The organism is Blastococcus sp. TML/M2B, assembly GCF_016612865.1.
Classification (GTDB): Bacteria; Actinomycetota; Actinomycetes; order Mycobacteriales; family Geodermatophilaceae; genus Blastococcus.
The window spans coordinates 489,385-516,369 of sequence record NZ_JAENZZ010000002.1; the positions used below are offsets into that span (position 1 = coordinate 489,385).

The 26,985-nt window shown below is 74.2% G+C and carries 23 protein-coding genes and 4 pseudogenes; 12 read left to right on the forward strand and 15 right to left on the reverse strand.

Annotation, left to right across the window (positions count from 1 at the left end; translation table 11 throughout):
* Nucleotides 1-81 precede the first annotated feature (81 nt).
* The 6 genes and pseudogenes from ligD to JKP75_RS10940 all read right to left on the reverse strand — a co-directional run bounded on the left by ligD (nucleotide 82) and on the right by JKP75_RS10940 (nucleotide 4,064).
* On the reverse strand, nucleotides 82-1,014 hold the full coding sequence (gene ligD / locus JKP75_RS10925) for a non-homologous end-joining DNA ligase (protein WP_309229993.1): 933 nt from the start codon (nucleotides 1,012-1,014) through the stop codon (nucleotides 82-84).
* Nucleotides 1,011-1,622: a hypothetical protein gene (locus JKP75_RS22815; protein ID WP_309229994.1), complete on the reverse strand. Its 612-nt coding sequence runs from the start codon at nucleotides 1,620-1,622 to the stop codon at nucleotides 1,011-1,013. Before JKP75_RS22815 ends, ligD begins: the two co-directional genes overlap by 4 nt.
* Before the next feature lie 115 nt (nucleotides 1,623-1,737).
* Nucleotides 1,738-1,950 (reverse strand): annotated as a pseudogene (locus JKP75_RS22820) (DNA ligase); the annotation flags it as partial.
* 378 nt (nucleotides 1,951-2,328) lie between these two features.
* The gene (locus JKP75_RS10935) at nucleotides 2,329-3,108 is read right to left on the reverse strand and encodes a Ku protein (protein ID WP_309229995.1); all 780 of its coding nucleotides are present in this window, start codon (nucleotides 3,106-3,108) and stop codon (nucleotides 2,329-2,331) included.
* Nucleotides 3,109-3,205: 97 nt separating this feature from the next.
* Nucleotides 3,206-3,352 (reverse strand): annotated as a pseudogene (locus tag JKP75_RS22825) (Ku protein); the annotation flags it as partial.
* Between the two features lie 127 nt (nucleotides 3,353-3,479).
* Entirely contained in the window at nucleotides 3,480-4,064 is a 585-nt protein-coding gene (locus JKP75_RS10940) for a DUF1360 domain-containing protein (RefSeq protein ID WP_200491170.1), read from the reverse strand.
* 186 nt (nucleotides 4,065-4,250) lie between these two features.
* Between JKP75_RS10940 and JKP75_RS10945 the strand changes: the two genes are divergently transcribed.
* Nucleotides 4,251-4,682, forward strand: a complete 432-nt coding sequence (locus JKP75_RS10945) for a hypothetical protein (protein ID WP_200491169.1) — start codon at nucleotides 4,251-4,253, stop codon at nucleotides 4,680-4,682.
* A 253-nt stretch (nucleotides 4,683-4,935) separates the two neighbouring features.
* On the forward strand, nucleotides 4,936-5,334 hold the full coding sequence (locus JKP75_RS10950; RefSeq protein WP_200491168.1) for an STAS domain-containing protein: 399 nt from the start codon (nucleotides 4,936-4,938) through the stop codon (nucleotides 5,332-5,334).
* 85 nt (nucleotides 5,335-5,419) lie between these two features.
* On the opposite strand, the gene JKP75_RS10955 is transcribed toward JKP75_RS10950, so the two are convergent.
* The gene (locus JKP75_RS10955; protein ID WP_200491424.1) at nucleotides 5,420-6,406 is read right to left on the reverse strand and encodes a DNA topoisomerase IB; all 987 of its coding nucleotides are present in this window, start codon (nucleotides 6,404-6,406) and stop codon (nucleotides 5,420-5,422) included.
* 79 nt (nucleotides 6,407-6,485) lie between these two features.
* Nucleotides 6,486-8,189, reverse strand: a complete 1,704-nt coding sequence (locus tag JKP75_RS10960) for a SpoIIE family protein phosphatase (protein ID WP_309229754.1) — start codon at nucleotides 8,187-8,189, stop codon at nucleotides 6,486-6,488.
* Between the two features lie 423 nt (nucleotides 8,190-8,612).
* Here JKP75_RS10960 and JKP75_RS10965 point away from each other — a divergent pair, with 423 nt between their 5' ends.
* Together JKP75_RS10965 and JKP75_RS10970 are read left to right on the forward strand one after the other, a co-directional pair.
* Nucleotides 8,613-9,032: an ATP-binding protein gene (locus tag JKP75_RS10965; RefSeq protein WP_242471292.1), complete on the forward strand. Its 420-nt coding sequence runs from the start codon at nucleotides 8,613-8,615 to the stop codon at nucleotides 9,030-9,032.
* Complete coding sequence (locus JKP75_RS10970; protein WP_309229755.1) at nucleotides 9,029-10,045, forward strand: RNA polymerase sigma factor SigF; 1,017 nt, start codon at nucleotides 9,029-9,031, stop codon at nucleotides 10,043-10,045. The genes JKP75_RS10965 and JKP75_RS10970 overlap by 4 nt, the downstream gene beginning before the upstream one ends.
* A 707-nt stretch (nucleotides 10,046-10,752) precedes the next feature.
* Here JKP75_RS10970 and JKP75_RS21260 read toward each other — a convergent pair.
* Both JKP75_RS21260 and JKP75_RS10980 read right to left on the reverse strand, forming a co-directional pair.
* Nucleotides 10,753-11,319: pseudogene (locus JKP75_RS21260) on the reverse strand (SPFH domain-containing protein); the annotation flags it as partial.
* 35 nt (nucleotides 11,320-11,354) lie between these two features.
* Nucleotides 11,355-11,792 (reverse strand): NfeD family protein, encoded by a 438-nt coding sequence (locus tag JKP75_RS10980; protein ID WP_200491164.1) that lies wholly within the window; start codon nucleotides 11,790-11,792, stop codon nucleotides 11,355-11,357.
* A gap of 68 nt (nucleotides 11,793-11,860) precedes the next feature.
* Here JKP75_RS10980 and JKP75_RS10985 point away from each other — a divergent pair, with 68 nt between their 5' ends.
* Together JKP75_RS10985 and argG are read left to right on the forward strand one after the other, a co-directional pair.
* Nucleotides 11,861-12,598 carry a hypothetical protein gene (locus JKP75_RS10985; protein ID WP_200491163.1) on the forward strand — a complete coding sequence of 246 codons (738 nt, stop codon included), beginning with the start codon at nucleotides 11,861-11,863 and terminating at the stop codon, nucleotides 12,596-12,598.
* Nucleotides 12,599-12,641: 43 nt separating this feature from the next.
* Nucleotides 12,642-14,090: an argininosuccinate synthase gene (gene argG / locus JKP75_RS10990; protein ID WP_200491162.1), complete on the forward strand. Its 1,449-nt coding sequence runs from the start codon at nucleotides 12,642-12,644 to the stop codon at nucleotides 14,088-14,090.
* Nucleotides 14,091-14,111: 21 nt separating this feature from the next.
* Here argG and JKP75_RS10995 read toward each other — a convergent pair whose 3' ends face one another.
* Genes JKP75_RS10995 through fabG form a run of 3 tightly spaced genes read right to left on the reverse strand, consistent with a single transcriptional unit; the run spans nucleotide 14,112 to nucleotide 16,794 of the window.
* Complete coding sequence (locus JKP75_RS10995; protein WP_200491161.1) at nucleotides 14,112-15,254, reverse strand: ferrochelatase; 1,143 nt, start codon at nucleotides 15,252-15,254, stop codon at nucleotides 14,112-14,114.
* A gap of 50 nt (nucleotides 15,255-15,304) precedes the next feature.
* A complete protein-coding gene (gene fabI / locus JKP75_RS11000) occupies nucleotides 15,305-16,081 on the reverse strand; it encodes an enoyl-ACP reductase FabI (protein ID WP_200491160.1) in 777 nt (258 codons plus the stop codon).
* Entirely contained in the window at nucleotides 16,081-16,794 is a 714-nt protein-coding gene (gene fabG, locus JKP75_RS11005; protein WP_200491159.1) for a beta-ketoacyl-ACP reductase, read from the reverse strand. The genes fabI and fabG overlap by 1 nt, the downstream gene beginning before the upstream one ends.
* A gap of 172 nt (nucleotides 16,795-16,966) precedes the next feature.
* Between fabG and JKP75_RS11010 the strand changes: the two genes are divergently transcribed.
* Together JKP75_RS11010 and JKP75_RS11015 are read left to right on the forward strand one after the other, a co-directional pair.
* Complete coding sequence (locus JKP75_RS11010) at nucleotides 16,967-18,292, forward strand: PP2C family protein-serine/threonine phosphatase (RefSeq protein WP_200491158.1); 1,326 nt, start codon at nucleotides 16,967-16,969, stop codon at nucleotides 18,290-18,292.
* 166 nt (nucleotides 18,293-18,458) lie between these two features.
* On the forward strand, nucleotides 18,459-18,929 hold the full coding sequence (locus JKP75_RS11015) for an ATP-binding protein (RefSeq protein ID WP_200491157.1): 471 nt from the start codon (nucleotides 18,459-18,461) through the stop codon (nucleotides 18,927-18,929).
* Between the two features lie 28 nt (nucleotides 18,930-18,957).
* Here JKP75_RS11015 and JKP75_RS11020 read toward each other — a convergent pair whose 3' ends face one another.
* Nucleotides 18,958-19,362 (reverse strand): hypothetical protein, encoded by a 405-nt coding sequence (locus JKP75_RS11020; RefSeq protein WP_200491156.1) that lies wholly within the window; start codon nucleotides 19,360-19,362, stop codon nucleotides 18,958-18,960.
* 73 nt (nucleotides 19,363-19,435) lie between these two features.
* Between JKP75_RS11020 and JKP75_RS11025 the strand changes: the two genes are divergently transcribed.
* The gene (locus JKP75_RS11025) at nucleotides 19,436-20,239 is read left to right on the forward strand and encodes a crotonase/enoyl-CoA hydratase family protein (protein ID WP_200491155.1); all 804 of its coding nucleotides are present in this window, start codon (nucleotides 19,436-19,438) and stop codon (nucleotides 20,237-20,239) included.
* A 49-nt stretch (nucleotides 20,240-20,288) separates the two neighbouring features.
* Here JKP75_RS11025 and icmF read toward each other — a convergent pair whose 3' ends face one another.
* The gene (gene icmF / locus JKP75_RS11035) at nucleotides 20,289-24,299 is read right to left on the reverse strand and encodes a fused isobutyryl-CoA mutase/GTPase IcmF (RefSeq protein ID WP_242473297.1); all 4,011 of its coding nucleotides are present in this window, start codon (nucleotides 24,297-24,299) and stop codon (nucleotides 20,289-20,291) included.
* A 157-nt stretch (nucleotides 24,300-24,456) separates the two neighbouring features.
* Between icmF and JKP75_RS21265 the strand changes: the two are divergent.
* The 3 genes and pseudogenes from JKP75_RS21265 to JKP75_RS11045 all read left to right on the forward strand — a co-directional run.
* Nucleotides 24,457-24,585, forward strand: a pseudogene (locus JKP75_RS21265) (hypothetical protein); the annotation flags it as partial.
* Between the two features lie 181 nt (nucleotides 24,586-24,766).
* Nucleotides 24,767-25,951, forward strand: coding sequence for an NAD(P)/FAD-dependent oxidoreductase (locus JKP75_RS11040; RefSeq protein ID WP_242473448.1), 1,185 nt, complete (start codon nucleotides 24,767-24,769; stop codon nucleotides 25,949-25,951).
* A gap of 40 nt (nucleotides 25,952-25,991) precedes the next feature.
* On the forward strand, nucleotides 25,992-26,924 hold the full coding sequence (locus JKP75_RS11045) for an alpha/beta hydrolase (protein ID WP_200491151.1): 933 nt from the start codon (nucleotides 25,992-25,994) through the stop codon (nucleotides 26,922-26,924).
* The last annotated feature ends 61 nt before the right edge of the window (nucleotides 26,925-26,985 follow it).

Sequence of the window (26,985 nt, forward strand, 5' to 3'; positions counted from 1 at the left end):
AATCGTGGCAGGCGCGCACCCGCCCGCGGCCACCCGGGTGGGGCGGTCACCCCGGCACGTCCCGGCCCGGGGGTGCCGCGGTCAGACCTCGGGCAGCGGGGCCCGGGTGGCGCCGGCGACGTCGAACAGGTCGCCGTACTCCTCCACCCGCGCGAGCACCTGGTCGGTGGTGAACCGCAGCGCGGCCGGGTCCAGCGACCCGTCGCGCACCGCATCCACCTCGTCCCAGCCGATCGGGGTCGAGACCGTCGCGCCGGCGCGGGCGCGCAGCGAGTAGGGCGCCACCGTCGTCTTCGCCGGGTTGTTCTGGCTCCAGTCGATGAGCACCTTGCCCGGGCGCAGCGCCTTCTCCATCCGCCAGACGACGTCGTCGGGGGTCTCGGCCGAGAGCTCCTGCGCGAGCTGCCGGGCGTACCGGCTGGGCTGCTCGCGGTCGGTGGGGACGTCGATCGGCGCGTACACCTGGAGGCCCTTGGAGCCCGAGGTCTTGACCACCGGGTCCAGCCCGTCGGCCTCCAGCCGCTGCCCCAGCCGCTCGGCGACGCCGCAGCACTCGGCGATCCCGGTGTCGGGCCCGGGGTCCAGGTCGAGCACGAGCAGGTCCGGCAGGGCCGGCTGCCCGTCGTCGTCGACCCGCCACTGCGGGACGTGCACCTCCAGCGCCGCCAGGTTGGCCGCCCACGCGAGGTCCGCCGTCGACTCCAGCAGCACCATGTCGAGGGTCTCCCGGCCACGCGAGCTGCCCGGGCTCGGGATGGTGACCCGCCGGACCCACTCGGGCGCGTGCCGGGCGCTGTTCTTCTCGAAGAACGTCTGCCCCTCGACGCCGTCCGGCCAGCGGGTGAAGGTGACCGGGCGACCGGCCACGTGCGGCAGCAGCACCGGCGCGATGCGCACGTAGTAGTCGATGACCTGCGCCTTGGTGAACCCGACCTCGGGGAAGAGCACTTTGTCCAGGTTGGAGACGCCCAGCGTCCGCCCGTCGATCTCCACCCGCTGCTTCGACGGGCTCACGGCTCGACCACCACGTCGTCGGGCTCCAGGTCGTCGCGCACGCCCTTCCACGACGGGTGCCGCAGCCGGTTGTCCGCCGTCCACACCGCGTAGGCCACCTCGCCGACGAGGTCGGGCTCGACCCAGTGCGCGTCCCGGGTGATCTCGCGGGGCAGCGTGCCGTCGAACGGCGGGTCCGCGCGGGGCGTGAAGCCGCGCTCCAGGTCGACGAGGTCCCGGGCGCGGAAGCCGGTGCCGACGTGGCCGACGTAGACCAGCCGGCCCTCGCCGTCCGGCACGCCGACCAGCAGCGAGCCGATGCCGCCGGCCCGTCTGCCCTGCCCGGGCCGCCAGCCGCCGACGACGACGGCCTGCGTGCGGACGTTCTTCAGCTTGCGCCAGTCCGGGCTGCGCACGCCGGGCCGGTAGGCGGAGTCCAGCCGCTTGGCGACGACGCCCTCCAGCCCGTTCTCCTCGCTCGCCGCCAGGACCCCCTCGCCTCCGCCCGAGAACCACGGCGTGGCCACCCAGCGGTGCCCCGCCAGGCCGAGGGCGTCGAGCCGGGCCCGGCGCTCGGCGTAGGGCCGCCCGGTCAGGTCCTCTCCGTCCCAGGCGAGCAGGTCGAACACCAGGTAGCTGACCGGCCGGGCCGGCCGCCATGCGCGGCACCTCGGGGCCGGTGCGGTGCATGCGGTTCTGCAGCGCACCGAAGTCGGGCCGCCCGTCGGCGTCCATCAGCACGATCTCGCCGTCCACCACCGCGTCGTGGCCGTCGAGGGCGGCGGGCAACCGGCCCACCTCCGGGTAGCGGACGGTGATCGCGGTGCCCTTGCGCGAGGTGAGCACCAGCGAGCCGGCGCGCACGGCAGCGACCGCGCGGACGCCGTCCCACTTGAACTCGTAGCCCCAGCGGTGGTCCTCATCGGGCCCGGGCAGGACGCCGGCGGTGGCGAGCATCGGCAGCGGCGCCGGCGTGGGGGCCGGCGTCGCGTCCAGCTTGCGCACGCTCCAGGTGCCGTCGGCCTGCCGCTCCAGGCCGTACCGGCCGACCAGCCGCCGGCCGTCGACGGTCACCGTGATCCGGTCGTCGGTCCACGTCTCGGCCGCGTACCGGCCGGCGTCCCAGACCGAACCCCCGCCGCCGTCGGACTGGTGGGGACGGCGACCCGCCCCGGGCCCGGTCCGGTGGGCAGACCGTCGGGCATCGCCCACGCCGTCGCCACGCCGCCGCGCTCCAGGCGCAGCTCCCAGCGCACCGGCTCCCCGGGCGTGCGCTGCTCGAGGACGGCGAAGGCGTCGTCGCCGTCCTGCCGGCCGCGGCCGCGGGCCGGCACGTCAGGCGCTGCGGCGGGCGCGCTTGGCCGGCGGCTTGGCCGCGCTCGCGGTCTTCTTCGCCGCGGTCGCCTTCGTGGCCGTCGTCTTCTTCGCCGCCGCCTTCTTCGCGGGGGCCTTCGCCGCGGCCGCCTTCTTCGCCGGCGCGCGCTTGGCCGGCGCCTTCTTGGCGGGCGCCTCCTCCGCGACGTCGTCGGCGTCGTCGGCGTCCTCCGCGTCGGCTGCGTCGTCGTCGGCGGCCGGGGCGGAGCCGCCCTTGGCCCGCTCCACGCTGCGGCGCAGCGCGCTCATCAGGTCGACCACCGCGGCGCCGTCATCGTCGGAGACCTCCGGCGGCTGCTGCACCTCGCCGCCGGACTGCTTGGCCTCCAGCAGGGCGGTCATCGCCTCGCGGTAGTCGTCGGTGAACTCGGTGGGGTCGAACTCGCCGGACATGGACGAGATCAGCGCCTCGGCCATCTTCAGCTCCTGCGGGCGCACCGAGACGTCCTCGTCGAGGAAGGCGAAGTCGGGCCGGCGGATCTCGTCGGGCCAGCGCATCGTGTGCAGCACCAGCACGCCGTCGCGCACGCGCATGGCGGCCAGCGACTCGCGCTGCCGGATCGCGATCTTGGTGATCGCCACCTGGCCGGCGTTCTCGAGGGCGTCGCGCAGCAGCACGTAGGGGCGCGTCGCCGGACCGTCGGGCTCCAGGTAGTAGGTCTTCTCGAACTGGATGGGGTCGATCTCGGACTGGTCGACGAACTGCAGCACCTCGATCTCCCGCCGGGTGCTCAGCGGCAGCTCGTCGAAGTCCTCGTCGGTGAGGACGACGACCTGGCCCGTCGGGCAGCTCGTAGCCCTTGGCGATGTCGCTGTACTCGACCTCCTCGCCGTCGATCGAGCAGACCCGCCGGTACTTCACCCGGCCGCCGTCGGTGGCGTGCACCTGGTGGAACCGGATGTCCTTGTCCTCCGTCGCGGAGTACAGCTTCACCCCGATGCTGACCAGGCCGAACGACACGGCCCCGCGCCAGATGGATCGCATGCCGCCCCTTCCCGAGTGGGCCGCCGAGGGCCCGCGCCGGCCCGCGACCGGGCCAAGATCACACGATAGGTCCGCGGGCGCCCCCTCGGCAGGTCGGCGGACCTGCCGCCTCCCCCGGTCGGAGGACCTACGCCTCGACGCCCTCGGGCTCGTCCGCCCGCACGGATCCGGTGAACAGGCCGTTCTGGATGGCGTCGTAGGCGAACTGCAGCACGTCCGAACCCGCGACCATCGTCATCGTCAGCGCGGCCAGCCGCGTTGCCCTGGGCGCGCTGACGTAGCCGAACACGAAGCCGGTGCCCACCCACTGGGCGAGGCAGAAGGGGCAGGTGAGCAGCTCCCCGACGGCGTGCTTCACCCCGCCGTGCTCGCGCACCTCCTCGGCGACCTCCGCGTGCCCCGAGGGCCCCTCGAACCGGACGAAGGGCGCCCGCACGGGCGCGGTGACCGGGTCCTTCGCGATCCGGCGCGCGAGCCGGAAGGTGGCCACCGTCAGCAGGGCGGCGTCGCCGAGCGGGATCCGCTCCGGCAGCTCCCGGCCCGAGGCCCGCACGGCCGCGGCCGCAGCCGACACCAGGCCGACGTACACGCCCATCGCGCCGAGATCGGCACCCAGCGGCCGGGGCTCGCCGTCGGTGTACTCGCGCTTCTGCGTGCGGGCCCACCGGCGGACCGGGGCCCCGATCCGCTGCACCTCGTCTGCGATCGCCATGGGGCCGCGCTACCCGCCGTCGGCCGGGTGAACCTCCCGGCGCCCGACCGTGCGCCACCGCACACGAGGCATGGCGACGGAGGTCCCGGGTAGGGCGGGTGCACGACGCCGGTCGGCGACGACCGGCTCCCCGTCCCCCCGGGGACGACGAGAGCGGGTGCGCCCGCGCGACGAACGGAGACCCGCATGACCGATCCCGGCACCACCGACGGCGCCACCCGGACCGAGGGCCAGACCGCCCGGGACATCCTCCCCGAGGCCGACGGCATCCCCGAGACCGCGCAGGACGACTCGCCCACGATGGAGCGCGCCGAGGACCCGCAGTTCGAGGCGCTGCCCGGCGAGAGCCCGACGGCGACGACGGACTTCGGCACCACCGCCGCCGAGCAGGCCGAGGGCGAGCCGCTGGACGGCCGGCTGGACCGCGAGCTCCCCGACGACAGCGTCGACGTGCGACCGGCGGAGGACCCGCAGCGCGGGGAGGTCCAGCTGGAGCAGGACCTCGACACGAGCGACTCCGGGACCGACCGCACGGCGGACGACGTCGACGCCACCGGCGACGCCGCGATCGGCGGCGAGGGCCCCGAGGAGTCGGCGGTCCACGTCACCGACGCCTGACCGCTCCTCCTCCGTCGCCCGCCCCGGGGACGCGGCACACGCCGTGGCCCCGGGGCGGGTTGGCGCGTGCCGGTCCGGTTGTCTACCTTGGGTCCGCGGTTCAGCAGGTAGCCGCACCGGAGCAGATCCCACGAGGGTCGGTTCCGGCCGCGTCGACCACGCGCGGAACCGGGGGGATCCGCACCTCGGATCGCGCAGCGGTAGATTGACCGGGCGGTGTGCCAGCGCGCCGCCGCCGAGAGGAGCACGATCCGTGACCACTTCCGACCTGCCCGCCGAGGGACAGCCCGACGTGCCGAACGAGGGCACCGACGCGCCCTTCGACGACGTGATCACGCTCTCCACCTCCACCGACGAGGACGGCGTCGTGACCGTGACGGTCGTCGGCGAGGTGGACACCTTCACCGCGCCGGTGCTGCGTTCGACGCTGGACGGCCAGCTCGAGCAGTCGCCCCGCGAGCTCGTGATCGACCTGTCCGGCGTCCAGTTCCTGGGCTCGGCCGGCCTGGCCGTGCTCGTGGAGACGCAGAAGTCCGCGCGCAGCCGCGAGGTCGCCCTCCGCCTGATCGCCACGACCCGCGCCGTCACCCGCCCGCTCGAGGTGACCGGCCTGATCGACCTCTTCACCATCGCCGACAGCACCGCCCGCTGACGGCGGGGCTCCTCCGGGAGCCCGACGACGCAGGGCCCGTCCGGGGAACCGGACGGGCCCTGCGTCGTTCGCGGGGTGGGCCGGCTCAGGCGGACAGCATCTGGCAGACCGCCTGCTCCAGCACCCGCTGGACGTCGCGGTCGGCGTCGGCCTCCTCGGCGGCGCCCAGGGCGTGCGCGACGGTCTCGCCGTGCTCGTAGTGGTCCACCACGCGGGGGTCGACGTAGCTGGCCTTGCAGACCGCCGGGGTGTTGCCGAGCTGCTCGCTGACCGCCTTGTAGGCCGCGCTGATGATCTTCTTGCGCGCGGTCTTCGACCGGGGCGGGGGCGCCTCGGCCAGCCGCGCGGCCATGAGCACCGTGGCGTTCCAGGTGCGGAAGTCCTTGGCGGTGAGCTCCGCGCCGCTGATCTCCTTGAGGAAGGCGTTGATCTCGGTGCTCGTGACGTCCCGCCAGGTGCCGTCCTCCACCCGGTAGGCCAGCAGCTCCTCCCCCGTGCCCTCCGGCCGCTCGAGCAGCTGTCGGACGACGGTGGCGACGGGCCGGTCGGTGAGCTCCACCTCGCGCTCGATGCCCCCCTTCGCGGTGTAGGCGAAGAACGTCCGCTCACCGCGCACGCGGACGTGCTCGCGGCGCAGCGTGGCCAGCCCGTAGGTCCCGTTCTCCTCGGCGTACTGCTCGCTGCCGATGCGGAACGCGGCGAGGTCCAGCAGCCGGATCGCGGTCGCGAGCACCCGCTCCCGGTTGAGCCCCCGGGTGCGCAGCGCGGCGACCACCTCGTCGCGGACGTCGGGCAGCTGATGGGCGATCTCGAGCACCCGCTCGTGCTTCTCGGCGTCCCGCCGCGCCCGCCACTGGTCGTGGTAGCGGTACTGCCGGCGTCCGGCGGCGTCCACCCCGGTGGCCTGGATGTGCCCGTTGGGCCACGGGCAGATCCAGACGTCCTTCCACGCCGGCGGGATCGCCAGGCCGCGGATCCGGTCGAGCCGGTCGTCCTTGATCAGGGCACCCGCGTCGTCGTGGTACGCAAAGCCGCGCCCCGCCCGGCGCCGGGTCCAGCCGGGGCCGTTCACGTCACTCCGCCGCAGTCTCACCGCCGGAGGATGGGCAGCGACGACGCGGCGCAAACGCCGCGCCGTGGCCCGTCACCCGTCAGCGCAGGTCGACCAGACCACCCAGGCCGCTCACCTCGAGCACCTGCCGGGTCACGCCACCCTCGGCCGCGTGCACGACCAGCCGCCATCCCTCGTCGCGGGCGATCCGGGCGACGGCGAGCACCACCCGCACCGCGGCGCTGCTGAACAGCGTCACGCCGGCCAGGTCGAGCTCCACCCGCGCGGTGCCGCCGTGGCTGGCCTCCAGCAGCCGGATGCGCAGCGGGTCGGCGGCGGCCTCGTCCACCGCCCCGGTGGCGCGCACGACGGGGCGCGGGCCGGTGCGGTCGACGACCAGGCCGGCCCGCTCCCCGCCCGGAGCCGGCACCGGCGGCGCCTCGGCGCTGCGCCGCAGCCGGACCGTCAACGTCACCGTCGTGCCGCTGCGGTCGTCGAGCGAGACGCCGTCGACGAGCTGCCGCATGATGAGCAGCCCGCGGCCGCGGTCGCCCGGGTCGTGGTCCGGGGGCCGCCAGGACCCGTCGTCGTGGACGGTCACGGTGAGCACGCCGTCGCGGTCGACCGACGCGCGCACCTGCACCGCCCCGGGCTCGGTGCCCCGGTAGGCGTGCTCGGCGGCGTTCGCAGCGGCCTCGCCGACGGCGGTCATGACGCCGACCCGGTCGTTCTCGTCCATGCCCAGCTCGGTGAGCCAGGCGGTGAGCCGGCGGCGGATCGCGGGCAGGGAGGCGGGCACCGCGGGCAGGTCCAGCTGCAGCGGCCGCTGGGTGGTCGCGCGGCGGTGCGCCACCAGGACGGCGACGTCGTCCGGCCAGTCGTGCGGCGAGCGCACCAGCTCCGCGATCTCCACGGCCAGACCCGAGGCGGTCGCCGGGTCGCCGGCACCGGGCCGGGCCAGCACCTCGCGGGAGGCCGCCACGAGCTTCTCGAGGGCGACGGCGTAGTCGCTGCTGCTCCCGGCCAGCGCGCCGTTGGAGAACAGCACCAGCGTCGCGCCGTGCGGGAGGACCGACCGGTGCACCGGCGCCCCGACCCCGGGCACGCTGCCCAGCGGCGGCCGCGGCGTGACGGGGAGGAACGCGGCGGCCCCGTCGCTGCCGACGACGAGCGGCGCGGGGTGGCCCGCGGTGGTGTAGGCCAGCTCCCCGCTGGCGGAGTCCAGCACGCCGTAGAAGACCGAGGCGCCCTCGACGTCGTCCATGATCGCGGCGAAGGAGTCCAGGCCGGCGAGCACCGCTGCGGGCGAGGGGTCGGTGAGCGCCGAGGACCGCATCGCCCCGCGCAGCCGGCTCATCGCGCCGGCCGCGGCGATCCCGTGCCCGACGGCGTCGCCGACGACGAGCGCGACCCGCCCGCCGCCCAGCGGCACGGCGTCGTACCAGTCCCCTCCGGCGGCCCGCACCGACGTCGCCTGGTGGTAGCTGCCGGCCAGCGCGACGTCGGGCAGCATCGGCAGGAACGGGGGCAGCAGCGAGGACTGCGCGGCCTCGACCGCGGCGGCGCCCAGGGGCGGAGCGGGCACCGCGAGCCGTCCGTCGCGCTCGATGACCACCACCGCGCCCGGCTCGCCGGCCACCTCCAGCGGCCGCAGCGCGACCGTCACCGCGGGGCCGCCGGCGCCCAGCGCCCCGTGCACGGTCTCCGGCAGCCCCGTGCCGATGACCGTGTCGACGACGTCGGCCAGCGGGCGCCCGGCGGACCACCGGGAGCTCGTCCGGCGCGGTGCCCATGCGGCGGGCACCGGCGTTGGCCCAGACCGTGCGCCCCCCGGCGACCAGGCAGTAGATGGGGGTGGCGGCAGCCTCCATGGCCGCGAGCAGGACGGCCCCGCCGTCCGGCCCGGGAGCAGGCGGAGGAGGTGGCAGACTGCCCTGGCTGGTGCTCATCCCAGGCCAGGGAACAACAGCCCCACGACCTCGGCAACCGCGCCGGGGAGCGGCCGGGCGTGGGACAACGCACGTTTCCCGCGCCGCGGCGCAGGGGTAGTAGAGGCAGTCGGCTCGGCGCGTACCCGTGCCGCGTGGGCAGAATGGACACCGCGCGACCCGAGAGCCGGGGAGCGCCGGGACGAAGGAGCTGCAAGCGGATGGTCGACTCGAGGGGCGCCCTCGCGCCGGATGCACGGCGCGCGGAACGACTGGAGCTCCGGGTACCGATCACCCCGATGCAGCTCCCGGCCGTGCGGGCCATGGCCGGCGACCTCGCCATCCGGATGGACTACGACCTGGACAGCGTCGAGGACCTCCGGCTCGCCGTGGACGAGGCCTGCGCGACGCTGGCCAGCATCGCCGCCGGCGACGCGCCGCTCACGGTCGTGTTCGAGACGACCCGCGCCGGGCTGCACATCGAGGCCTGGGTGCCCACGGCCGCCGGGGTCGACGTCCCCCGCGACGGCTTCGGGTGGGCCGTGCTGGCCACGCTCGTGGATGCCGTCGAGGGCCGCCCGGCCACCCAGGGCGCAGTGCCCGGCGGCGACGGCTCGGACTCCCCCGTCGCGGTGATCGCCATGGACAAGTACCTGCCCGGCCAGCGCCCCGCCGAGCTGGCGGGCGGCTCGGAGCAGAACCTCTCGGTGGCCCGGTGACCCGGTCCCCCGCCACCGATCCCACCGGGATCAGGGTGGATCTCCGGGACGCCGTGGCTCCCGAGCCGCGCGAGGCCCCGGAGCAGGACGCCGCAGCGCGTCCCGCGAGCGGGGCCGCGGACGCGACGCCCGCCGACGACGCGACACGCGCCGACGACGCGACGCCGGCCGACGAGGCACCCGCCGCGGAGGCCCCCGCCGCGGAGGCCCCCGCACCGGACGCCCCCGCCCCGGACGCCCCGCCGCTGTCGGACAACCGCCGCCGCGCGCAGCGCACCGCGCCGCTGTTCGCCGAGCTGGCCACCCTGGAGAAGGGCGACCCGCGCCGCGAGCGGCTGCGCGAGATCCTCGTCGAGGAGCACCTGCCCCTCGTCCGGCACTTCGCCCGCCGGTTCAGCAACCGCGGCGAGCCCTTCGACGACCTCCTGCAGGTCGGCACGCTGGGCCTGATCGCGGCGATCGACCGGTTCGACCCGACCCGGGGGGTGGAGTTCCTCTCCTTCGCGGTGCCGACGATCACCGGTGAGATCAAGCGGCACTTCCGCGACCAGGGCTGGTCGGTGCGCGTGCCGCGCCGGCTGCAGGAGCTGCACCTCTCGCTCAACGCGGCGGTCGGCGAGCTGGCGCAGAAGAACGGCCGCGCACCGACGCCCAGCGAGCTCGCCCAGCACCTGGGCATCCCGCGCGAGGAGGTCCTCGAGGGCCTCGCCGTCGCCAACGCCTACCGCAGCAGCTCGCTGGACGAGCGGCTGTCGGGCGACGACGACTCCCCCACCCTCGCCGCCACCCTGGGCGAGGAGGACGCCGCGCTCGAGGGCGTGGAGTACCGCGAGTCGCTCCAGCCGCTGCTGGCCACCATCCCGGCCCGCGAGCGCCGCATCCTCATCCTGCGGTTCTTCGGCAACATGACCCAGTCGCAGATCGCCGCCGACATCGGCATCTCGCAGATGCACGTGTCCCGGCTGCTGTCCCAGACCCTGGCCAAGCTCCGCGAGGGCTTGCTGAAAGATTGAGCCACGACGACGGCGGCGGCCCAGGACCTCCCGGGGTCCTGGGCCGCGGTCGTTCCTGCGACTACTGCTGCGGGGGCTCGTCCCGGGCCGGCAGCTCGGGGGGTGATCTCCGACAGCGGCGGCGGGGTGGGCACCACCGGCGTCGTGTCGGTGATGCTGGTCAGCTCGATCTTCGCCTCGGGCTGGTCGGCGGCCTTGGGCACCGCGGACTCGAACCAGCTGCTCGTGTCGATGCCGCCCTCGGGCGGGGCGGTGCGACCGTCGGTGGACGGCCCGACGTCCATCCACGAGGTGCCCTTGTCGGCCCCCCCGAGGCTGGCCAGCCCCTCCAGCGCCTTGCTGAACTCGCTCGGGACGATCCACATCTTGTTGGCGTCACCCTGCGCGATCTGCGGCAGGGTCTGCAGGTACTGGTAGGCCAGGAGCCCCTGGTCGGGCTTGCCGTCGTGGATGGCCTGGAAGACCGTCTCGATCGACTTCGCCTGACCCTGCGCCTGCAGGAACAGCGCGGCCCGCTCGCCCTCGGCGCGCAGGATCCGGCTCTGCCGCTCGGCTTCCGCCTCCAGGATCGCGGCCTGCTTGCGACCCTCCGCGGAGAGGATGGCCGAGGCCTTCTCGCCCTCGGCCGAGGTGATGGCCGCCTGGCGGTGACCCTCGGCGGTGAGGATGACCGCACGCTTGTCGCGGTCGGCGCGCATCTGCTTCTCCATCGAGTCCTGGATGGAGTGCGGCGGGTCGATCGCCTTGATCTCCACGCGCGCCACGCGCAGGCCCCACGGGCCGGTGGTGCCGTCGAGCACCTCGCGCAGCTGGCTGTTGATGCCGTCGCGGCCGGTCAGCGCGCCCTCGAGGTTCAGCCCGCCGACGACGTTGCGCAGCGTCGTGGTGGTCAGCTGCTCCATGCCGGTGATGTAGTTCGCGATCCCGTAGACCGCGAGCTTGGGGTCGGTGACCTGGAAGTAGACGACGGTGTCGATGCCGACCTGCAGGTTGTCGGCGGTGATCACCGGCTGCGGCGGGAAGGAGACGACCTGCTCGCGCAGGTCGATCGTGGCCCGCACGCGGTCCACGAAGGGCACCAGGACGGACAGGCCCGGGGTGAGCGTGCGGCTGTACCGGCCGAGCCGCTCGACGACCTTGGCCTGGGCCTGCGGCACGATCGTGACGCTCTTGGCCAGGACGACGACCAGCAGCAGCGCGATCACGGCCAGGGCGATCAGGGCGGGTTCCACGGGACCTCTTCCGTCGGGGGCGGATGCTCCCGACCCTCCCACGTCCGCATCCCCAGGTCACGGTCGCGGCCGGCGGTTCACCCCAGCGCGTCGCCCACCACGGCGGTCGCGCCGTCGATCTGCAGGATGCGCACCGTCGTGCCGACCGCGAAGGCCTCGCCGTCGTACTGGCTGCGGGCCGTCCACTCGTCGGCCCCGAGCCGGATCCGGCCGCCCGCGACGTCCACGGCCCGGGTGACGACGGCGGTGCGCCCGACGAGGGTGTCCACGCCGTCCAGCTGGGCCGGCGTCCGGTGCTCCAGGTGCCGCTTGGCGATCGGGCGGACCACGGCGAGCAGCGCCAGGGACACGGCGATGAACGCCACGAGCTGGAGCGCCGTCGCGCCTCCGGCGACCGCCACCGCGGCGCCGCCCAGGGCACCGCCGGCGAACATCAGCAGCACGAGGTCGAGGGTGACGACCTCCCCGCCGACGAACAGGCCGGCGGCGATGAGCCAGAGCAGCCAGGCAGCCATGGTCCGGAGTCTGGCAGAGCCGTCGGCCGGCCGCGGCGGCAGGCGCGCGGCCGACGTAGCCTCGCCCGGTGCACGACTTCCCCGCCGGTCGGTTCGCGGCGTGGGCCACCGCCTGGCTCACCGGACGCACCTCCTACGACGAGACCCTCGACGCCGTCACCGGCGACGCCGCGCACCGCGTGACCGGGCTGCCGGGCACCGACGGCGCCGTGCCGCTGGGCTCGGCGCTCAGCGCGCTGCGCGGCCTGGGCGAGCGCCGGCTGCGCCTGGTGCTCCCCGCACCCGGGGACGTCCGCGGCCTGCCCGCGGTGCCCGGCCTGGCCGCCCTCGCCCTGGAGGCCGGGCAGGCCGCCGTCGGCGAGCGGCTGGTGCTCGTGCCCGAGCCGCTGGGCTCGGAGGTGCTCGGGTGGACGGCGTTCGTCCTGGACGGGGTCGCACCCCCGCCGCCACCGGTGGAGGGCACGCTGCGCGCCGCGGCCGGCCAGCTGGACCTGGCGATCACCGGGTCGGCGCGCACGCTGGCCGAGCTCGACCTGGCCCGCTGGCACCCCGAGGTGCCCGAGCTGCTGGCCGGGCTGGCCCGCCCGGGGGCCGCTCCCGGCCTCCCGGACGACCACGACCCGCTGGCCCTGGCCATCCTGGGCCGCGCGGTGCGGGTGGCCGCCGTCCTCGACCTGGCCATGGCCGATGCCCCCGGCGGGGCGGTCAACCAGGCGCAGGCCGCCCGCCGCGACGCCGTCCTCCGGCCGCTGTCCGGCGCCGTCCGCGAGGCGGTGACGGCGGCCTACAACGCGCTGCCGCGCTGACCCGGTGCTGCATGATCATGCAGCCCTGTGCATACTTGTGCCCGTGTCCAAGGTCCTCACCTCTCTCCCGGTCGGCGAACGCGTCGGCATCGCGTTCTCCGGTGGTCTCGACACGTCGGTGGCGGTCGCGTGGATGCGCGACAAGGGCGCGGTGCCCTGCACCTACACGGCCGACATCGGCCAGTACGACGAGCCGGACATCGAGTCGGTGCCCGACCGCGCCGCGGCCTACGGCGCCGAGATCGCCCGCCTGGTCGACTGCCGCGCCGCGCTGGTCGAGGAGGGCCTGGCCGCGCTGACCTGCGGCGCCTTCCACATCCGCTCCGGCGGGCGCAACTACTTCAACACCACGCCGCTGGGCCGCGCCGTCACCGGCACGCTGCTGGTCCGCGCGATGCTCGAGGACGACGTCCAGATCTGGGGCGACGGCTCGACCTACAAGGGCAACGACATCGAGCGGTTCTACCGCTACGGCCTGCTGGCCAACCCAGGGCTGCGGATCTACAAGCCGTGGCTCGACGCCGACTTCGTCACCGAGCTCGGCGGGCGCAAGGAGATGTCGGAGTGGCTGGTCGCCCACGACCTGCCCTACCGCGACAGCACGGAGAAGGCGTACTCGACCGACGCCAACATCTGGGGTGCCACGCACGAGGCGAAGACCCTCGAGCACCTGGACACCGGCCTGGAGACCGTCGAGCCGATCATGGGCGTCCGGTTCTGGGACGAGTCGGTGGAGATCGCCCCGGAGACGGTGACCATCGGCTTCGAGCAGGGCCGCCCCGTGACCATCGACGGCCAGGAGTTCGCCTCCGCCGTCGACCTGGTGATGGCGGCCAACGCCATCGGCGGCCGGCACGGCCTGGGCATGTCCGACCAGATCGAGAACCGGATCATCGAGGCCAAGAGCCGGGGCATCTACGAGGCGCCCGGCATGGCGCTGCTCCACATCGCCTACGAGCGGCTGGTCAACGCCATCCACAACGAGGACACCCTGGCGACCTACCACTCAGAGGGCCGCCGCCTGGGCCGGCTCATGTACGAGGGCCGCTGGCTGGACCCCCAGGCGCTCATGCTCAGGGAGTCGCTGCAGCGCTGGGTGGGCATGGCCGTCACCGGCGAGGTGACCATCCGGCTGCGCCGCGGCGAGGACTACTCGATCGTCGACACCAGCGGCCCGTCGTTCAGCTACCACCCGGACAAGCTGTCGATGGAGCGCACGTCGGACTCCGCCTTCGGCCCGGTCGACCGGATCGGCCAGCTGACGATGCGCAACCTCGACATCGCCGACTCCCGCGCGCGGCTCGAGCAGTACGCCCGGATCGGCATGGTCGGCGGCTCGGTGCAGGCGGCGATCGGCGCCGCGCAGGCGGCCTCGACCGGCCTCATCGACGCCTCCGTCCAGGGCGGCGCGGAGACGATCGCCTCCCGCGGCCGGGTATCCGAGCTCGACGAGGCGCTCGACCGCGCGGCGATGGAGTCCGGCACCGACTGACGCCGACCCCCTCGCGATCGGTCAGCTGGTGGGGCGCGGCCTCGGCGGCACGAAACAGCAGTTCGCGGGGCAGTTGGTGCCCAGGCGGGGCTCTCCCCCGGCGCGGCGCTCGGCGAGCAGCTGCACCAGCGCGTCGACGAACGCCGGGTGGGTGCCCGCCGTCGCGGCGCGGGCGAACGCCAGCCCCAGCTCCTCGGCGGTCTCCTTCGCCTCGTTGTCGAGGTCCCAGATCACCTCGAGGTGGTCGCTGACGAACCCGACCGGGAAGAGCACGACAGCCTGCTCGCCCGCGGCGGCCAGCGCCTTCAGGTGGTCGTTGACGTCCGGCTCGAGCCACGGCACCGAGGGCGGGCCGCTGCGGCTCTGCCAGACCAGGTCGAACGCCCGGCCGGGAGCGACCAGGTCCACGACCTGCCGGGCGGCGGCCTCCAGCTCGGCCTCGTAGGCGTGCCCCTGCGGGCCGGCGACGGCGGCCATCGAGTCGGGGATGCTGTGCGCGGTGGCGACCAGCCGGGCGCCCTCGCGGAGCTCCTCGGGCAGCTCGGCCAGCGCCGCGGCCAGCGCGTCGGCGTTGGCCCGCAGGAAGCCCTCGGCGTCGAAGTAGTGCGGCAGCTTCTCCGCCGTCGGGCCGCCGGGCGCCGAGGCGTCGCCGGTCATCGCGGCGCGGGCCCGGGCGATGTCCTCGTGGTACTGCCGGCAGCCGGAGAACGACGCGTAGGCCGACGTCGCCAGGACGTAGGCGTGCTGGATGCCGTCGTCGGCCATCTGCTGCCAGACGTCCTCGACGTAGGGCGCCCAGTTCCGGTTGCCCCAGTACACCGGCAGCGTGACGCCGGCGGAGCGGAGCGCACCCTGCAGCGCGCCGATCAGCGCCTTGTTCTGGTCGTTGATCGGGCTCACGCCGCCGAAGTGGTGGTAGTGCTCGGCCACCTCCTCGAGCCGCTCGCGGGGGATGCCGCGGCCGCGGGTGACGTTCTCGAGGAACGGCATGACGTCGTCGTGGCCCTCGGGCCCGCCGAACGAGAGCAGCAGCAGCGCGTCCCGGCGACCCTCCGGAGCGGGGGCAGCGGAGGGCTCGACGCCGCCGTTGTTGCGGACGGCCAGGGACGGCTCCTGGTCGGGACGCTGACCGGCAGGGGTGATGTCGACGATGGCGCGGGGCACGTGGGTTCTTTCCGGTTGCGGGGCGGTGCTGGATGCAGGGGTCGGGGACGTCACACGCCGACGGCGTGGAACCCGCCGTCGACGTGGACGATCTCGCCGGTGGTGGCGGGGAACCAGTCCGAGAGCAGGGCGACGACGGCCTTGCCGGCGGGCTCGGTGTCGGTGACCGACCAGCCCAGCGGCGCCCGGCCCTCCCAGGCCTCCTCGAACTGCGCGCTGCCGGGGATCGACTTCATCGCCATGCTGCGCAGCGGCCCGGCCGCCACGATGTTGGACCGGACGCCGTCGGGGCCCAGCTCGCGGGCGACGTACCGGCTGGTCGACTCCAGCGCCGCCTTGGCCGCGCCCATCCAGCCGTAGACCGGCCAGGCGACGGAGGCGTCGAAGGTCAGCCCGACCACCGACGAGGGGTTGGCCAGCAGCGGCCGGCACGCCTGGGTGAGCGAGGCGTAGGACCAGGCGGACACCTGGAACGCCGTGGCGGCGTGCTCCCAGGCGACCTCCGGGAAGCCCTCCCCCATCGCCTCCTGCGGCGCGAAGCCGATGGAGTGGACGACGCCGTCGAGGGAGTCGAAGCCCTGCTCCCGCAGCCGGTCGGCGAGCGAGCCCAGGTGCTCGGTGTCGGTCACGTCGAGCTCGACGACGGCGGCCTCCTGGGGCAGCCGCTTCGCGATCCGCTGGCACAGCGACAGCGCGCGGCCGAAGTTCGACAGGACGACGGTGGCGCCCTGCTCCTGCGCGAGGCGCGCCGTCGCGAAGGCGATCGACGCCTCGGTCAGCACGCCGGTGACGAGGACCTTCTTGCCCTCGAGAATGCCGCCGCTCATCAGTGCCCCATCCCCAGTCCGCCGTCGACCGGGACGACCGCCCCGGTGATGTAGCCGGCCGCGTCGCCGGCGAGGAAGCGCACGACGCCGGCGACCTCCTCCGCCGAGGCGTACCGCCCCAGCGGCACCTGCCCCAGGATCTCCTTCTGCCGGGCCTCCGGCAGCGCCGCGGTCATGTCCGTGGTCACGAAGCCGGGCGCCACGACGTTGGCCGTGATGCCCCGGCTGCCGAGCTCGCGGGCGATCGACCGCGCCAGGCCGACCAGGCCCGACTTCGACGCCGCGTAGTTGGTCTGCCCGGCCGACCCGAGCAGGCCGACGACGGAGGACACGAAGATCATCCGCCCGGCGCGGGCGCGCACCATCTTGGCGCTGGCCCGCTTGGCCACCCGGTAGGCGGCGGTCAGGTTGGCGTCGAGGACGTCGGCGAAGTCCTCCTCCTTCATCCGCATGAGCAGGCCGTCGCGGGTGATACCGGCGTTGCTGACCAGCACCTCCACCGGGCCCTGGTGCTCCTCGACCTCGGTGAAGGCGCGGTCGACGTCCTCGCTGCTGGTGACGTCGCACTGCACGCCGAACAGCCCGTCGGGAGCGCCGCTGCCGCGGTGGGTCACCGCGACGGAGTCGCCCTGCTCGGCGAAGGCCCGGGCGATCGCCAGCCCGATGCCGCGGTTGCCGCCGGTCACCAGCACCGATCTGCCGCTCGAAACCACCGCGCCACTCCCCTGCCGACGTCGACGTCCTGCGTCGAACCTATCCCGTGGCCGGATCCGGTACCGCCTACCGACCGGTAGGACCCGCCGCCCCCACGTGCTTGCCAAACCGCGGTCGGCCGAGGAAGAGTCACTCCGTCGCGGCATCGCGGCCACACGCAGTGGGCGAGGGATGACGCAGCACGACGCAGGTTCGACGTACACACGGGGCGCAGCCGAGGGAACCCTCACCGGGGTCGGCTTCACCGATCCGGACGGGCGGTCCCGCGCGGAGAGCCTCGGCGAGCGCATCCTGGGCTCGCTGCTCGATCGCGCCCACCTGATGCCGCCCCGGCTGGTCGGCCCGCTGGTCGCGCAGGAGATCGAGGCCATGGGCGGCAGCGACGTGGCGATCTGGCTGCAGGACTTCGAGCACTCCGTGCTCCGCCCCCTGCAAGGCGCCGGCCTCGGCGGTGACCCCGAGCCGATCGACGGCAGCATGGCGGGGGCGGCGTTCCGCACCGACAGCCCGTGCGAGGTGCGCCAGGCCGACGGGACGGTCCGCCTGTACGTCCCGATGCTGGACGGCTCCGACCGCGTCGGCGTCCTCGGCCTCACCCTGCCCCGGGTCGACGACAACGACCGCCGGCTGGCCCAGCGGATCGCCGGCCTCACCGCCGACCTCGTGGTGACGAAGTCCGGGTACACGGACACCTTCGCCCGCACCCGCATGTCCTCGCCGATGAGCCTGTCGGCGCACCTGCAGTGGCAGATGCTGCCGCCGCTGGTCATGACCACGCCGGACCTCGCGCTCGCCGGCGCCCTCGAGCCGGCCTACGACGTCGGCGGGGACAGCTTCGACTACGCCCTCGACGAGCGCACGCTGCACCTGGCCGTCTTCGACGCCATGGGCCACGGCGTGGAGGCGGCCACCATGGCCACCCTGCTCATCGCCGCCTACCGGCACGGCCGGGTGAACGGCAGCGACCTGCGGGACATGTACGCCGAGATGGACTCGGTCCTCGGCTCCTCCTTCCCCGGGCGGTTCGCCACGGCGCTGATCGGCCGGCTCGAGACCGGTACCGGCCGGCTGACCTGGATCAACGCCGGCCACCCGCCGGGCCTGCTGATCCGCGGTGGTCGGGTGGTCCGGGAGCTGACCGGCCGGGTCAGCCGGCCCGTCGGGTTCGGCGACGCCGAGCCGCACCTCCACTCGATCACCCTGGAGCCGCACGACCGGCTGCTCTTCTTCACCGACGGCGTGGTCGAGGAGCGCCTCGACGACGGCGCCCAGTTCGGCGAGCAACGGCTGCGCGAGTTCATCGAGGCCAACGCCGTCCACCGGCTCCCGCCGGCGGAGACGGTGCGGCTGCTGTCGCAGTCCCTCCTGCAGGGGCGCGGCGGCCGCACGTCCGACGACGCCTCGCTGCTCATGATCGAGTGGTCCGGTCCCCCGCGTGACGACGAACTGGCCCGCGGCGTCGTCCGGGCGGTCCCGACCGGCACGGTTCTCGACTGAGCGACCGGAACCGACCGGTCCGACGTGCGGCCGGGTGCGCGGGCTGCTTTCGTGGGGCCGCCGCACCGAGTTCCTGCTCGATCCGAACCACGCCGCCCGCTCCCCCGGGCCACGACCGAGAGCAGCGCACTCACCGTGACCCCTGTCGACGCCCGCCGTCCCGCCCGTGGCTGAGCCCGTCGAGCCCTCCGTCACCGCGGCCGCACCGCTGGCGTCGCTGGCCTGGGGCCAGGAGCCCCTGCCGCACGCCCACGACTGCTGGACGTGGGAGCTCGGCACCCTGCGCGACGTGACCCGCGCCCGCTCGGCGGTGCGGCAGCGGCTCGCGGCCGAACTCCCGGACGGCCGCTCGGACGAGGAGTCGGTCGAGCGCATGATCCTGGCCCTCGACGAGCTGGCGTCGAACGGGCTCCGCCACGGTCGGCAGCCGGTGGTGCTGCGCGTGTGCCCCCTCCCCGAGCACTGGCTCGTGGACGTCACCGACGCCGCTCGGGCCGTGCCCCCCACCCCGGACCCCGGTCGAGCCGAGGGGCTGGGCGGGTACGGGCTGTTCATGATCGCCGCCTACGCCACCGCCTACGGCTGGGTGCCCGAGCCGCACTGCAAGCACGTGTGGGCCCTGTTCCCGCGGCGCTGAACTCCGGCCCGCGCCGACCAGCGGCCGTTCAGCGGCGACGCAGGTCGCGGCGGGACCAGCCGCCGCCGAACAGCGCCAGGAGCACGAGCACCGGCTGGAAGAACAGCCGGACCAGGCGCTTGGTGTCGGTGTCCAGGCCGAACGCGTCGGTGCCCTCCAGGTACTGGCCGACGTTGCCCGGGAAGATCACCACGAAGAACGCGGCGAGCAGCGCGCCGACGAACCGCTTCCTCCGCGGCAGCGCCACGAAGGACGCACCGAGCGCGATCTCGGCGACGCCGGAGCCCAGCACGGTGAGGTCCTCGTCGATCGGGAACCAGCCGGGCACCTGCGCCTGGAACTCCTGGCGCTGGGTGGTCAGGTGCAGCACCCCGGCGCCGACCATGGCGCCTCCGAGCAGCAGGCGGGCGGCGGTGCGCGCAGCGGAGGCCATGCGCGCACCCTAGGCGGGCCGGTCTGCGACCCGCTCGTTGACAGCCACCTCCCGCCGCCCGTAGACAGCCGGCATGGCGAATGAGGATGCATCCCGCGTAGCGCTCGACGTGACCGACGGCGTGGCGACCGTCCGGCTGGACCGGCCCGAGAAGATGAACGCCCTGGACCCGGCGATGTTCGAGGCGATCCTGGCCACCGGCCGCGAGCTCATGACCCGCGACGACGTCGGCGCGGTCGTCCTGCACGGCGCCGGGCGGGCGTTCTGCGCCGGCCTGGACTTCGGCTCCTTCGCCGCGATGGCCGACCGCGGCCAGGCCGACGGCGAGCGGCGGGCTCCCGAGCCGCGCGAGCCGCTGGGCGCGGCAGGCGCGCTGGCCCAGCAGGTCGTGCACGTGTGGTCGCTGGTGCCCGCGCCGGTCATCGCCGCGGTGCACGGCGTCGCCTTCGGCGGCGGCCTGCAGATCGCCCTGGGCGCCGACATCCGGCTGGTCGCCCCGGACACGCAGCTCTCGCTCATGGAGATCCAGTGGGGCATCTGCCCCGACATGTGCGGCACCCAGCTGCTGCCCGAGCTGGTCGGCCGCGACGTCGCCAAGGAACTGGCGCTGACCGGGCGGAAGATCTCCGGCACGGAGGCGGCCCGCATCGGCATGGCCACCCGCGAGGAGGCCGACCCGCTGGCCGCCGCGCAGGCCCTGGCCGCCGAGATCGCCGGGCACAGCAGGAACGCGACCCGCGCGATCAAGCGACTGGTCGACCTCGCCGGGCGGGTGCCGCTGGCCGAGGGGCTGGCCGCCGAGCAGACCGAGATCGGCAAGCTGATCGGCTCGCCGGAGCAGGCCGCCGTCGTCCGCGCCCGGCTGGCCAAGCGCTGAACCGGGTTGCCCAGCGCTGGACCGGGTCGCCCAGCGCTGGACCGATCGCTCAGCCGCGCACCGTGGCGAGCAGCCGCTCGCGCGCCGTCGCCAGGGACGGGCCGTACCAGGTGAGGTCGCGCCCGGAGACCAGGACGGACCGGAGTCCAGGGAAGGCCTCCGGTCCGTCGTCGGCGGTGAACACGTAGGGCTCGTCCGGCAGGAGCACGAGGTCGAGGTCGGCGCCGCGCAGCTCGTCGACCTCGACCCGCGGGTAGCGCTCCCCGCCGTCCGCGAAGGGGGTGCGCAGGCCGAGCCGGGCGAGCAGGTCGGCGGCGAACGTCCGCCCGCCGACCACCATCCACGGATCGCGCCAGATCGGGACGGCGACCCGCAGCTCCGGCCCGGGCGCCGGCCGGGCCCACTCCGCGGCGGCGGTGCGCAGCCAGTCCGGTTCACCCGCGTCCAGCACCTCGCCGAACAGCCGGCGCATCGACGCCGGCGCCTCGTCGACCGACTCGATGACCGTCACCCACACCGGCACGCCCGCCGCCCGCAGCCGCTGCACGTCGAGCTGCCTGTTCTCCTCGCGGTTGGCGACGACGAGGTCCGGGGCGAGCGCTGTGATCGCCGCCCGGTCGGGGTTCTTGGTGCCGCGGACCCGTGCCACGTCGAGGCCGGCCGGGTGCGTGCACCAGTCGGTGGCGCCGACGAGCCGGTCGGGCACGGTGACCGCCAGCGCCTCGGTCAGCGACGGCACCAGCGAGACGATCCGCTGCGGCGGGCCCGCCAGCTCGACCGGCGTCCCGAGGTCGTCGACAGGGCAGAAATGGCCATTTCTGCCCTCGGGGGGCCGGGTCACACGTTGCGGCGGTACTGGCCGCCCACCTCGAAGAACGCCTCGGTGATCTGCCCCAGCGAGCAGCACGCGCACGGTCTCCATGAGCTCGGCGAAGACGTTCCCGCCGTCCATGGCCACCTGCTGGAGGCGGGCCAGGGCCGCCGGCGCCTCGTCGGCGTGCGCGGCGTGGAAGGTGGCCAGCCGGTCCAGCTGCGAGCGCTTCTCCGCCTCGGTGGCGCGGGCGAGCTCCACCGGCGCGGGCGGCGCGTCACCGCGGTCGGGCGCCAGGAAGGTGTTGACGCCGACGATGGGCAGGCTGCCGTCGTGCTTGCGGTGCTCGTAGAGCATCGACTCGTCCTGGATGCGGCCGCGCTGGTAGCCGGTCTCCATGGCCCCCAGCACGCCGCCGCGCTCGGCGATCCGGTCGAACTCGGCGAGCACGGCCTCCTCGACCAGCTCGGTGAGCTCCTCGATCACGAACGAGCCCTGCAGCGGGTTCTCGTTGCCGGCCAGCCCCCACTCGCGGTCGATGATCATCTGGATCGCCAGCGCCCGGCGCACCGACTGCTCCGACGGCGTCGTCACCGCCTCGTCGAAGGCGTTGGTGTGCAGGCTGTTGGCGTTGTCGTAGATCGCGCAGAGCGCCTGCAGCGTCGTCCGGATGTCGTTGAAGTCCATCTCCTGCGCGTGCAGCGACCGGCCCGACGTCTGCACGTGGTACTTCAGCTGCTGGGACCGCGCGTTCGCCCCGTACCGCTCGCGCATCGCGACCGCCCAGATGCGGCGGGCCACCCGGCCGATCACCGAGTACTCGGCGTCCATGCCGTTGGAGAAGAAGAACGACAGGTTGGGCGCGAAGTCGTCGATCGACATCCCGCGGGCCAGGTAGCTCTCCACGTAGGTGAAGCCGTTGGCGAGGGTGAACGCGAGCTGGCTGATGGGGTTCGCCCCGGCCTCGGCGATGTGGTAGCCGGAGATCGACACCGAGTAGAAGTTCCGGACGCCGTGGTCGATGAACCACTGCTGGATGTCGCCCATGGCGCGCAGCGCGAACTCGGTGGAGAAGATGCAGGTGTTCTGCCCCTGGTCCTCCTTGAGGATGTCGGCCTGCACGGTGCCGCGGACGTTCGCCAGCACCCAGGCGCGCAGCTCCTCGGCCTCCGCCGCGTCGGGCTCGCGGCCCTCCTCGGCGCGGAAGGCGGCCAGCCGCTGGTCGATCGCGGTGTTGAGGAACATCGCCAGGATCGTCGGCGCCGGACCGTTGATGGTCATCGACACCGAGGTGGTGGGCGAGCACAGGTCGAAGCCGTCGTAGAGGACCCGCATGTCCTCGAGCGTGGCGATGGAGACCCCGGAGGTGCCGACCTTGCCGTAGATGTCCGGCCGCGGATCGGGGTCGCGGCCGTAGAGCGTCACCGAGTCGAACGCCGTGGAGAGCCGGGTCGCCTCGTTGCCCGCCGACAGGAGCCGGAACCGCCGGTTGGTGCGCAACGGGTCGCCCTCGCCGGCGAACATCCGGGCCGGCGCCTCGCCGGAGCGCTTGAACGGGAAGACGCCGGCGGTGAACGGGAACGCGCCCGGCAGGTTCTCCGCCCGCAGGAAGCGCAGCAGCTCGGCGTCGTCCTGCGTGCGCGGCAGGGACACCCGGCGGACGGCGGTGCCCGAGAGGGTGGTGCGGGTCAGCGGGGTGCGGTGCTCGGTGCCGCGGACGGAGTAGCCGTACTCCTCCCCCGAGTACGCCTCGACCGTGGCCGGCCAGCCCTCGAGCAGTGCCCGGACGTCGGGCAGCAGCTCGGCGGCGGCCGCCTCGGCCGCGGCACGGGCGGCGTCGGCGGCGGCCCCCTCGAGGACCTCGGCGGCCGTGGTCAGGTGCTGACGGCGGCGGGCGACGTCGGCCTGCGCGGCCGTCGCCGCGTGGTAGCCGCGCACGGCCTCGCTGATCTCGGCCAGGTACCGCGCCCGCTGCGCCGGGACGACGCTGGTCAGCCCGGTCGAGGCCATGACGTCGACCCGGGGCAGCGCGCCGGGGCCGGCGGCCAGACCCGCCTCGGCGAGCAGGCCCAGCAGGTGCTGGTACAGGGCGGTCACGCCGTCGTCGTTGAACCGCGCGGCGCTCGTGCCGTAGACCGGCATCTGCTCCCAGGGCACCCCGAACGCCTCGCGGTTGCGCACCAGCTGGCGGGCGACGTCCCGGCGGGCGTCCTCGGCGCCGCGCCGCTCGAACTTGTTGATCGCCACGACGTCGGCGAAGTCGAGCATGTCGATCTTCTCCAGCTGCGAGGCGGCGCCGAACTCCGGCGTCATCACGTACAGCGAGACGTCGCTGAAAGGCACGATCGCGGCGTCGCCCTGGCCGATGCCCGGGGTCTCCACGACCACCAGGTCGTAGCCGGCCGCCCGCACCGCGGCGAGGACGTCGTCGAGGTGCTCGGGCACCTGCGCGCCGGCGCTGCGGGTGGCCATCGAGCGGAAGAAGGTGCGGTGCCCGTCGCCGGACTCGAGAGCGTTCATCCGGATCCGGTCGCCGAGCAGCGCCCCGCCGCCGCGCCGCCGGGTGGGGTCGATGGCGAGGACGGCGACGCGGAGCTTGTCCTCCTGATCCAGCCGCAGCCGGCGCAGCAGCTCGTCGGTGAGCGAGGACTTCCCCGACCCGCCGGTCCCGGTGATGCCGAGGACGGGCACCCGGCGCCGGCCGGCCGCCGCCCGGAGCCGCTCGGCGAGCTCCGGCGAGCGGCCGCTCTGCAGGACGGTGACGGCCCGCGCCAGCGCGGCCGGGTCGCCGGCCAGCACGGCGTCGACGTCCGGGCCCTCGGCGGCGAGGTCGACGTCGCAGGCGCGGACCAGCTCGTTGATCATGCCCGGCAGCCCGAGCCGCTGGCCGTCCTCGGGCGCGAAGATCGTGACGCCCCGCTCGCGCAGCGCGGCGATCTCCTCCGGGACGATGACGCCGCCGCCGCCGCCGAAGACCTGCACGTGCCCGGCGCCGGCCTCGGCCAGCCGGTCGACGAGGTAGCCGAAGTACTCGACGTGACCGCCCTGGTAGGACGAGATCGCGACGCCCTGGACGTCCTCCTCGACGGCCGCTCGGACGACGGCGTCGACGCTGCGGTCGTGGCCGAGGTGCACGACCTCGGCCCCCTGCGCCTGCAGCATCCGCCGCATGATGTTGATCGACGCGTCGTGCCCGTCGAAGAGGCTGGCCGCGGTCACGAAGCGCACGGGGTGCGCGGGCTCGTGCATGCCCGCACCGTACGACCGGACCGCCGGGGCGTCCACGGATCGGATGGGTGCCCGCGACGGCCGCACAAACCAGAGCGACGTTCTAGCAATTCGACCTGGTCGTCGGTAGGTTCTGCGACGTACGTCACGCGCCTGCGAGGAGCACCCGATGACCACGATGCAGGCCCCCGCCGGCCGCACCAGCAGCACCGACGTCCAGCACGTGGACGTCCTGATCGTCGGGGCCGGCATCTCCGGCATCGGCGCCGCCTACCACCTCCAGCAGGAGCAGCCCGACCGCAGCTTCCTGATCCTGGACGCGCTCGACACCCGCGGCGGCACGTGGCGGACGCACCGCTACCCCTGGCGCCCGCTCGGACAGCGACCTGTTCACCTTCGGCTACGGCTTCAAGCCGTGGCGCGGGCCCTCGATCGCCACCGCCGACGAGATCCTCACCTACCTCGACGAGGTCATCGAGGAGAACGACCTGGCCGGGAAGATCCGCTACCGGCACCGGGTCACCGCGGCGAGCTGGTCGTCGGAGGAGAAGCAGTACACCGTCGAGGTGACCCGCGAGGACACCGGCGAGCAGCTGCGCTTCACCACCGGCTTCCTCTGGATGTGCCAGGGCTACTACGACCACGACAAGCCGTTCCAGCCGCGCTGGGAGGGCATGGACGAGTTCCGCGGCCAGGTCGTGCACCCGCAGCACTGGCCCGAGGACCTCGACTACTCCGGCAAGCGCGTCGTCGTCATCGGCTCCGGCGCCACCGCCGCCACCCTCGTGCCCGCGATCGCCGCGGACGCCAAGCACGTGACGATGCTGCAGCGCTCGCCCACGTTCTTCATCTCCCGCCCCAAGGTCGCCGAGCTCGCCGCGACGCTGCGCGCGCTGGAGATCCCGGACGAGTGGACGCACGAGATCATGCGGCGCGCCTCGTTCGTGCAGGGCGAGGAGATCCACCGCATGTCCAAGGAGCAGCCCGACGCGCTGCGGGCGTTCCTCATCGACTCGATGCGCCCGCTGCTCCCCGAGGGCTTCGACATCGACAAGCACTTCAACCCGACCTACCGGCCGTGGCAGCAGCGCCTGGCCGCCGTCCCCGAGGGCGACCTGTTCACCGCCCTGCGCGAGGGCAACGCCTCGGTCGTCACCGACACCATCGAGCGGTTCACCCCGACCGGCATCCGGCTCGCCTCGGGCGAGGAGCTCGAGGCCGACATCGTCGTCACCGCCACCGGCTTCGACCTGTCGGTGTTCGGCAACGTCGCCTTCACCGTCGACGGCGCGCCGGTCGACTTCACCCAGCAGGTCACCTACCGCGGGCTGATGATCACCGGTGTGCCGAACATGGCCTACGTGTTCGGGTACTTCCGGGCCAGCTGGACCCTGCGCGCCGACCTGGTCAGCCAGTTCGTGTGCCGGCTGCTGGCCAAGATGGACGACCAGGGCACCCCGGTCGTCGTCCCGCAGCTGCGGCCGGAGGACGCCGACATGCCGCTGCTGGACTGGTCGGACCCGGAGAACTTCAACCCCGGCTACGTCATGCGCTCCCAGCACCGGATGTACAAGCGCGGCGACCGGGAGCCGTGGACGCACCACAAGGAGTACGCCGAGGAGCGGACGCTGCTGCCGACCGCCGACCTCGACGACGGCCTCGTCTACTCCTGACCCCGCTCGCCCCCACCCCCTCTCGCTGACAGGAGACCCCGTGCCGGTCGACCAGCACATCGCCGCACTGCTCGCCATGGCCCAGTCCTCGGACCTGCCCCCGATGTACGAGGGCCCGCCGGAGGCCGGCCGCGCGCAGTACCTGGCCATGACGACCGGCCTGCGCGGCCCCGAGCAGATCGTGCCCGTGGCGAGCACCGAGGACATCACCGTCCCCGGCGCCGAGGGCGACCTGCGGGCACGGGTCTACCGCCCCGAGGGCGACGGGCCGTTCCCGACGGTGATCTTCTTCCACGGCGGCGGCTGGGTCATCGGTGACCTCGAGACCCACGACAACATGGCCCGGCACATCTGCCGCGACTCCGCGGCCGTCGTCGTCTCGGTGGACTACCGGCTGGCCCCGGAGCACCCGTTCCCCGCCGCCGCGGACGACGCCGAGGTGTCGGCCCGCTGGATCGCGGCGAACCGGGCCCGCTTCGGCGGGGACGACCGGCTCGGCGTCGCCGGCGACAGCGCCGGCGGCAACCTGGCCGCCGTCGTCGCCCAGACGCTGCACGCCGAGGGGACGCCGGTCACCGCCCAGCTGCTCATCTACCCGGCGGTCGACGCCGCCGGGGAGTACGCCTCGCGGGTGGAGAACGCGAAGGGCTACTTCCTCGAGCAGCCGACCATGGACTGGTTCTACGGCCACTACGCCGGCGCCTGGGAGGACACCAAGGATCGCCGGCTGGCCCCGCTGCACGCCAACCTCACCGGGCAGCCGCCGGCCGTCGTCGTCACCGCGGAGTTCGACCCGCTGCGCGACGAGGGCGAGGCCTACGCCGAGGCGCTCCGGGCCGCCGGCGTGCCGGTCCAGCTGACGCGCTACGACGGCCTGATCCACGGCTTCTTCGACATGGGCTCGCTCTCCCCCGCCGCGCTCGCGGCCGTCGAGGAGACCTGCGGGAAGTTCCGGGCGCTGCTGCACGGCTGACCCGCACACGGACAACAGGAGCCCGGGGACAACGGCGTCCCCGGGCTCCTGTGCGTCTGCG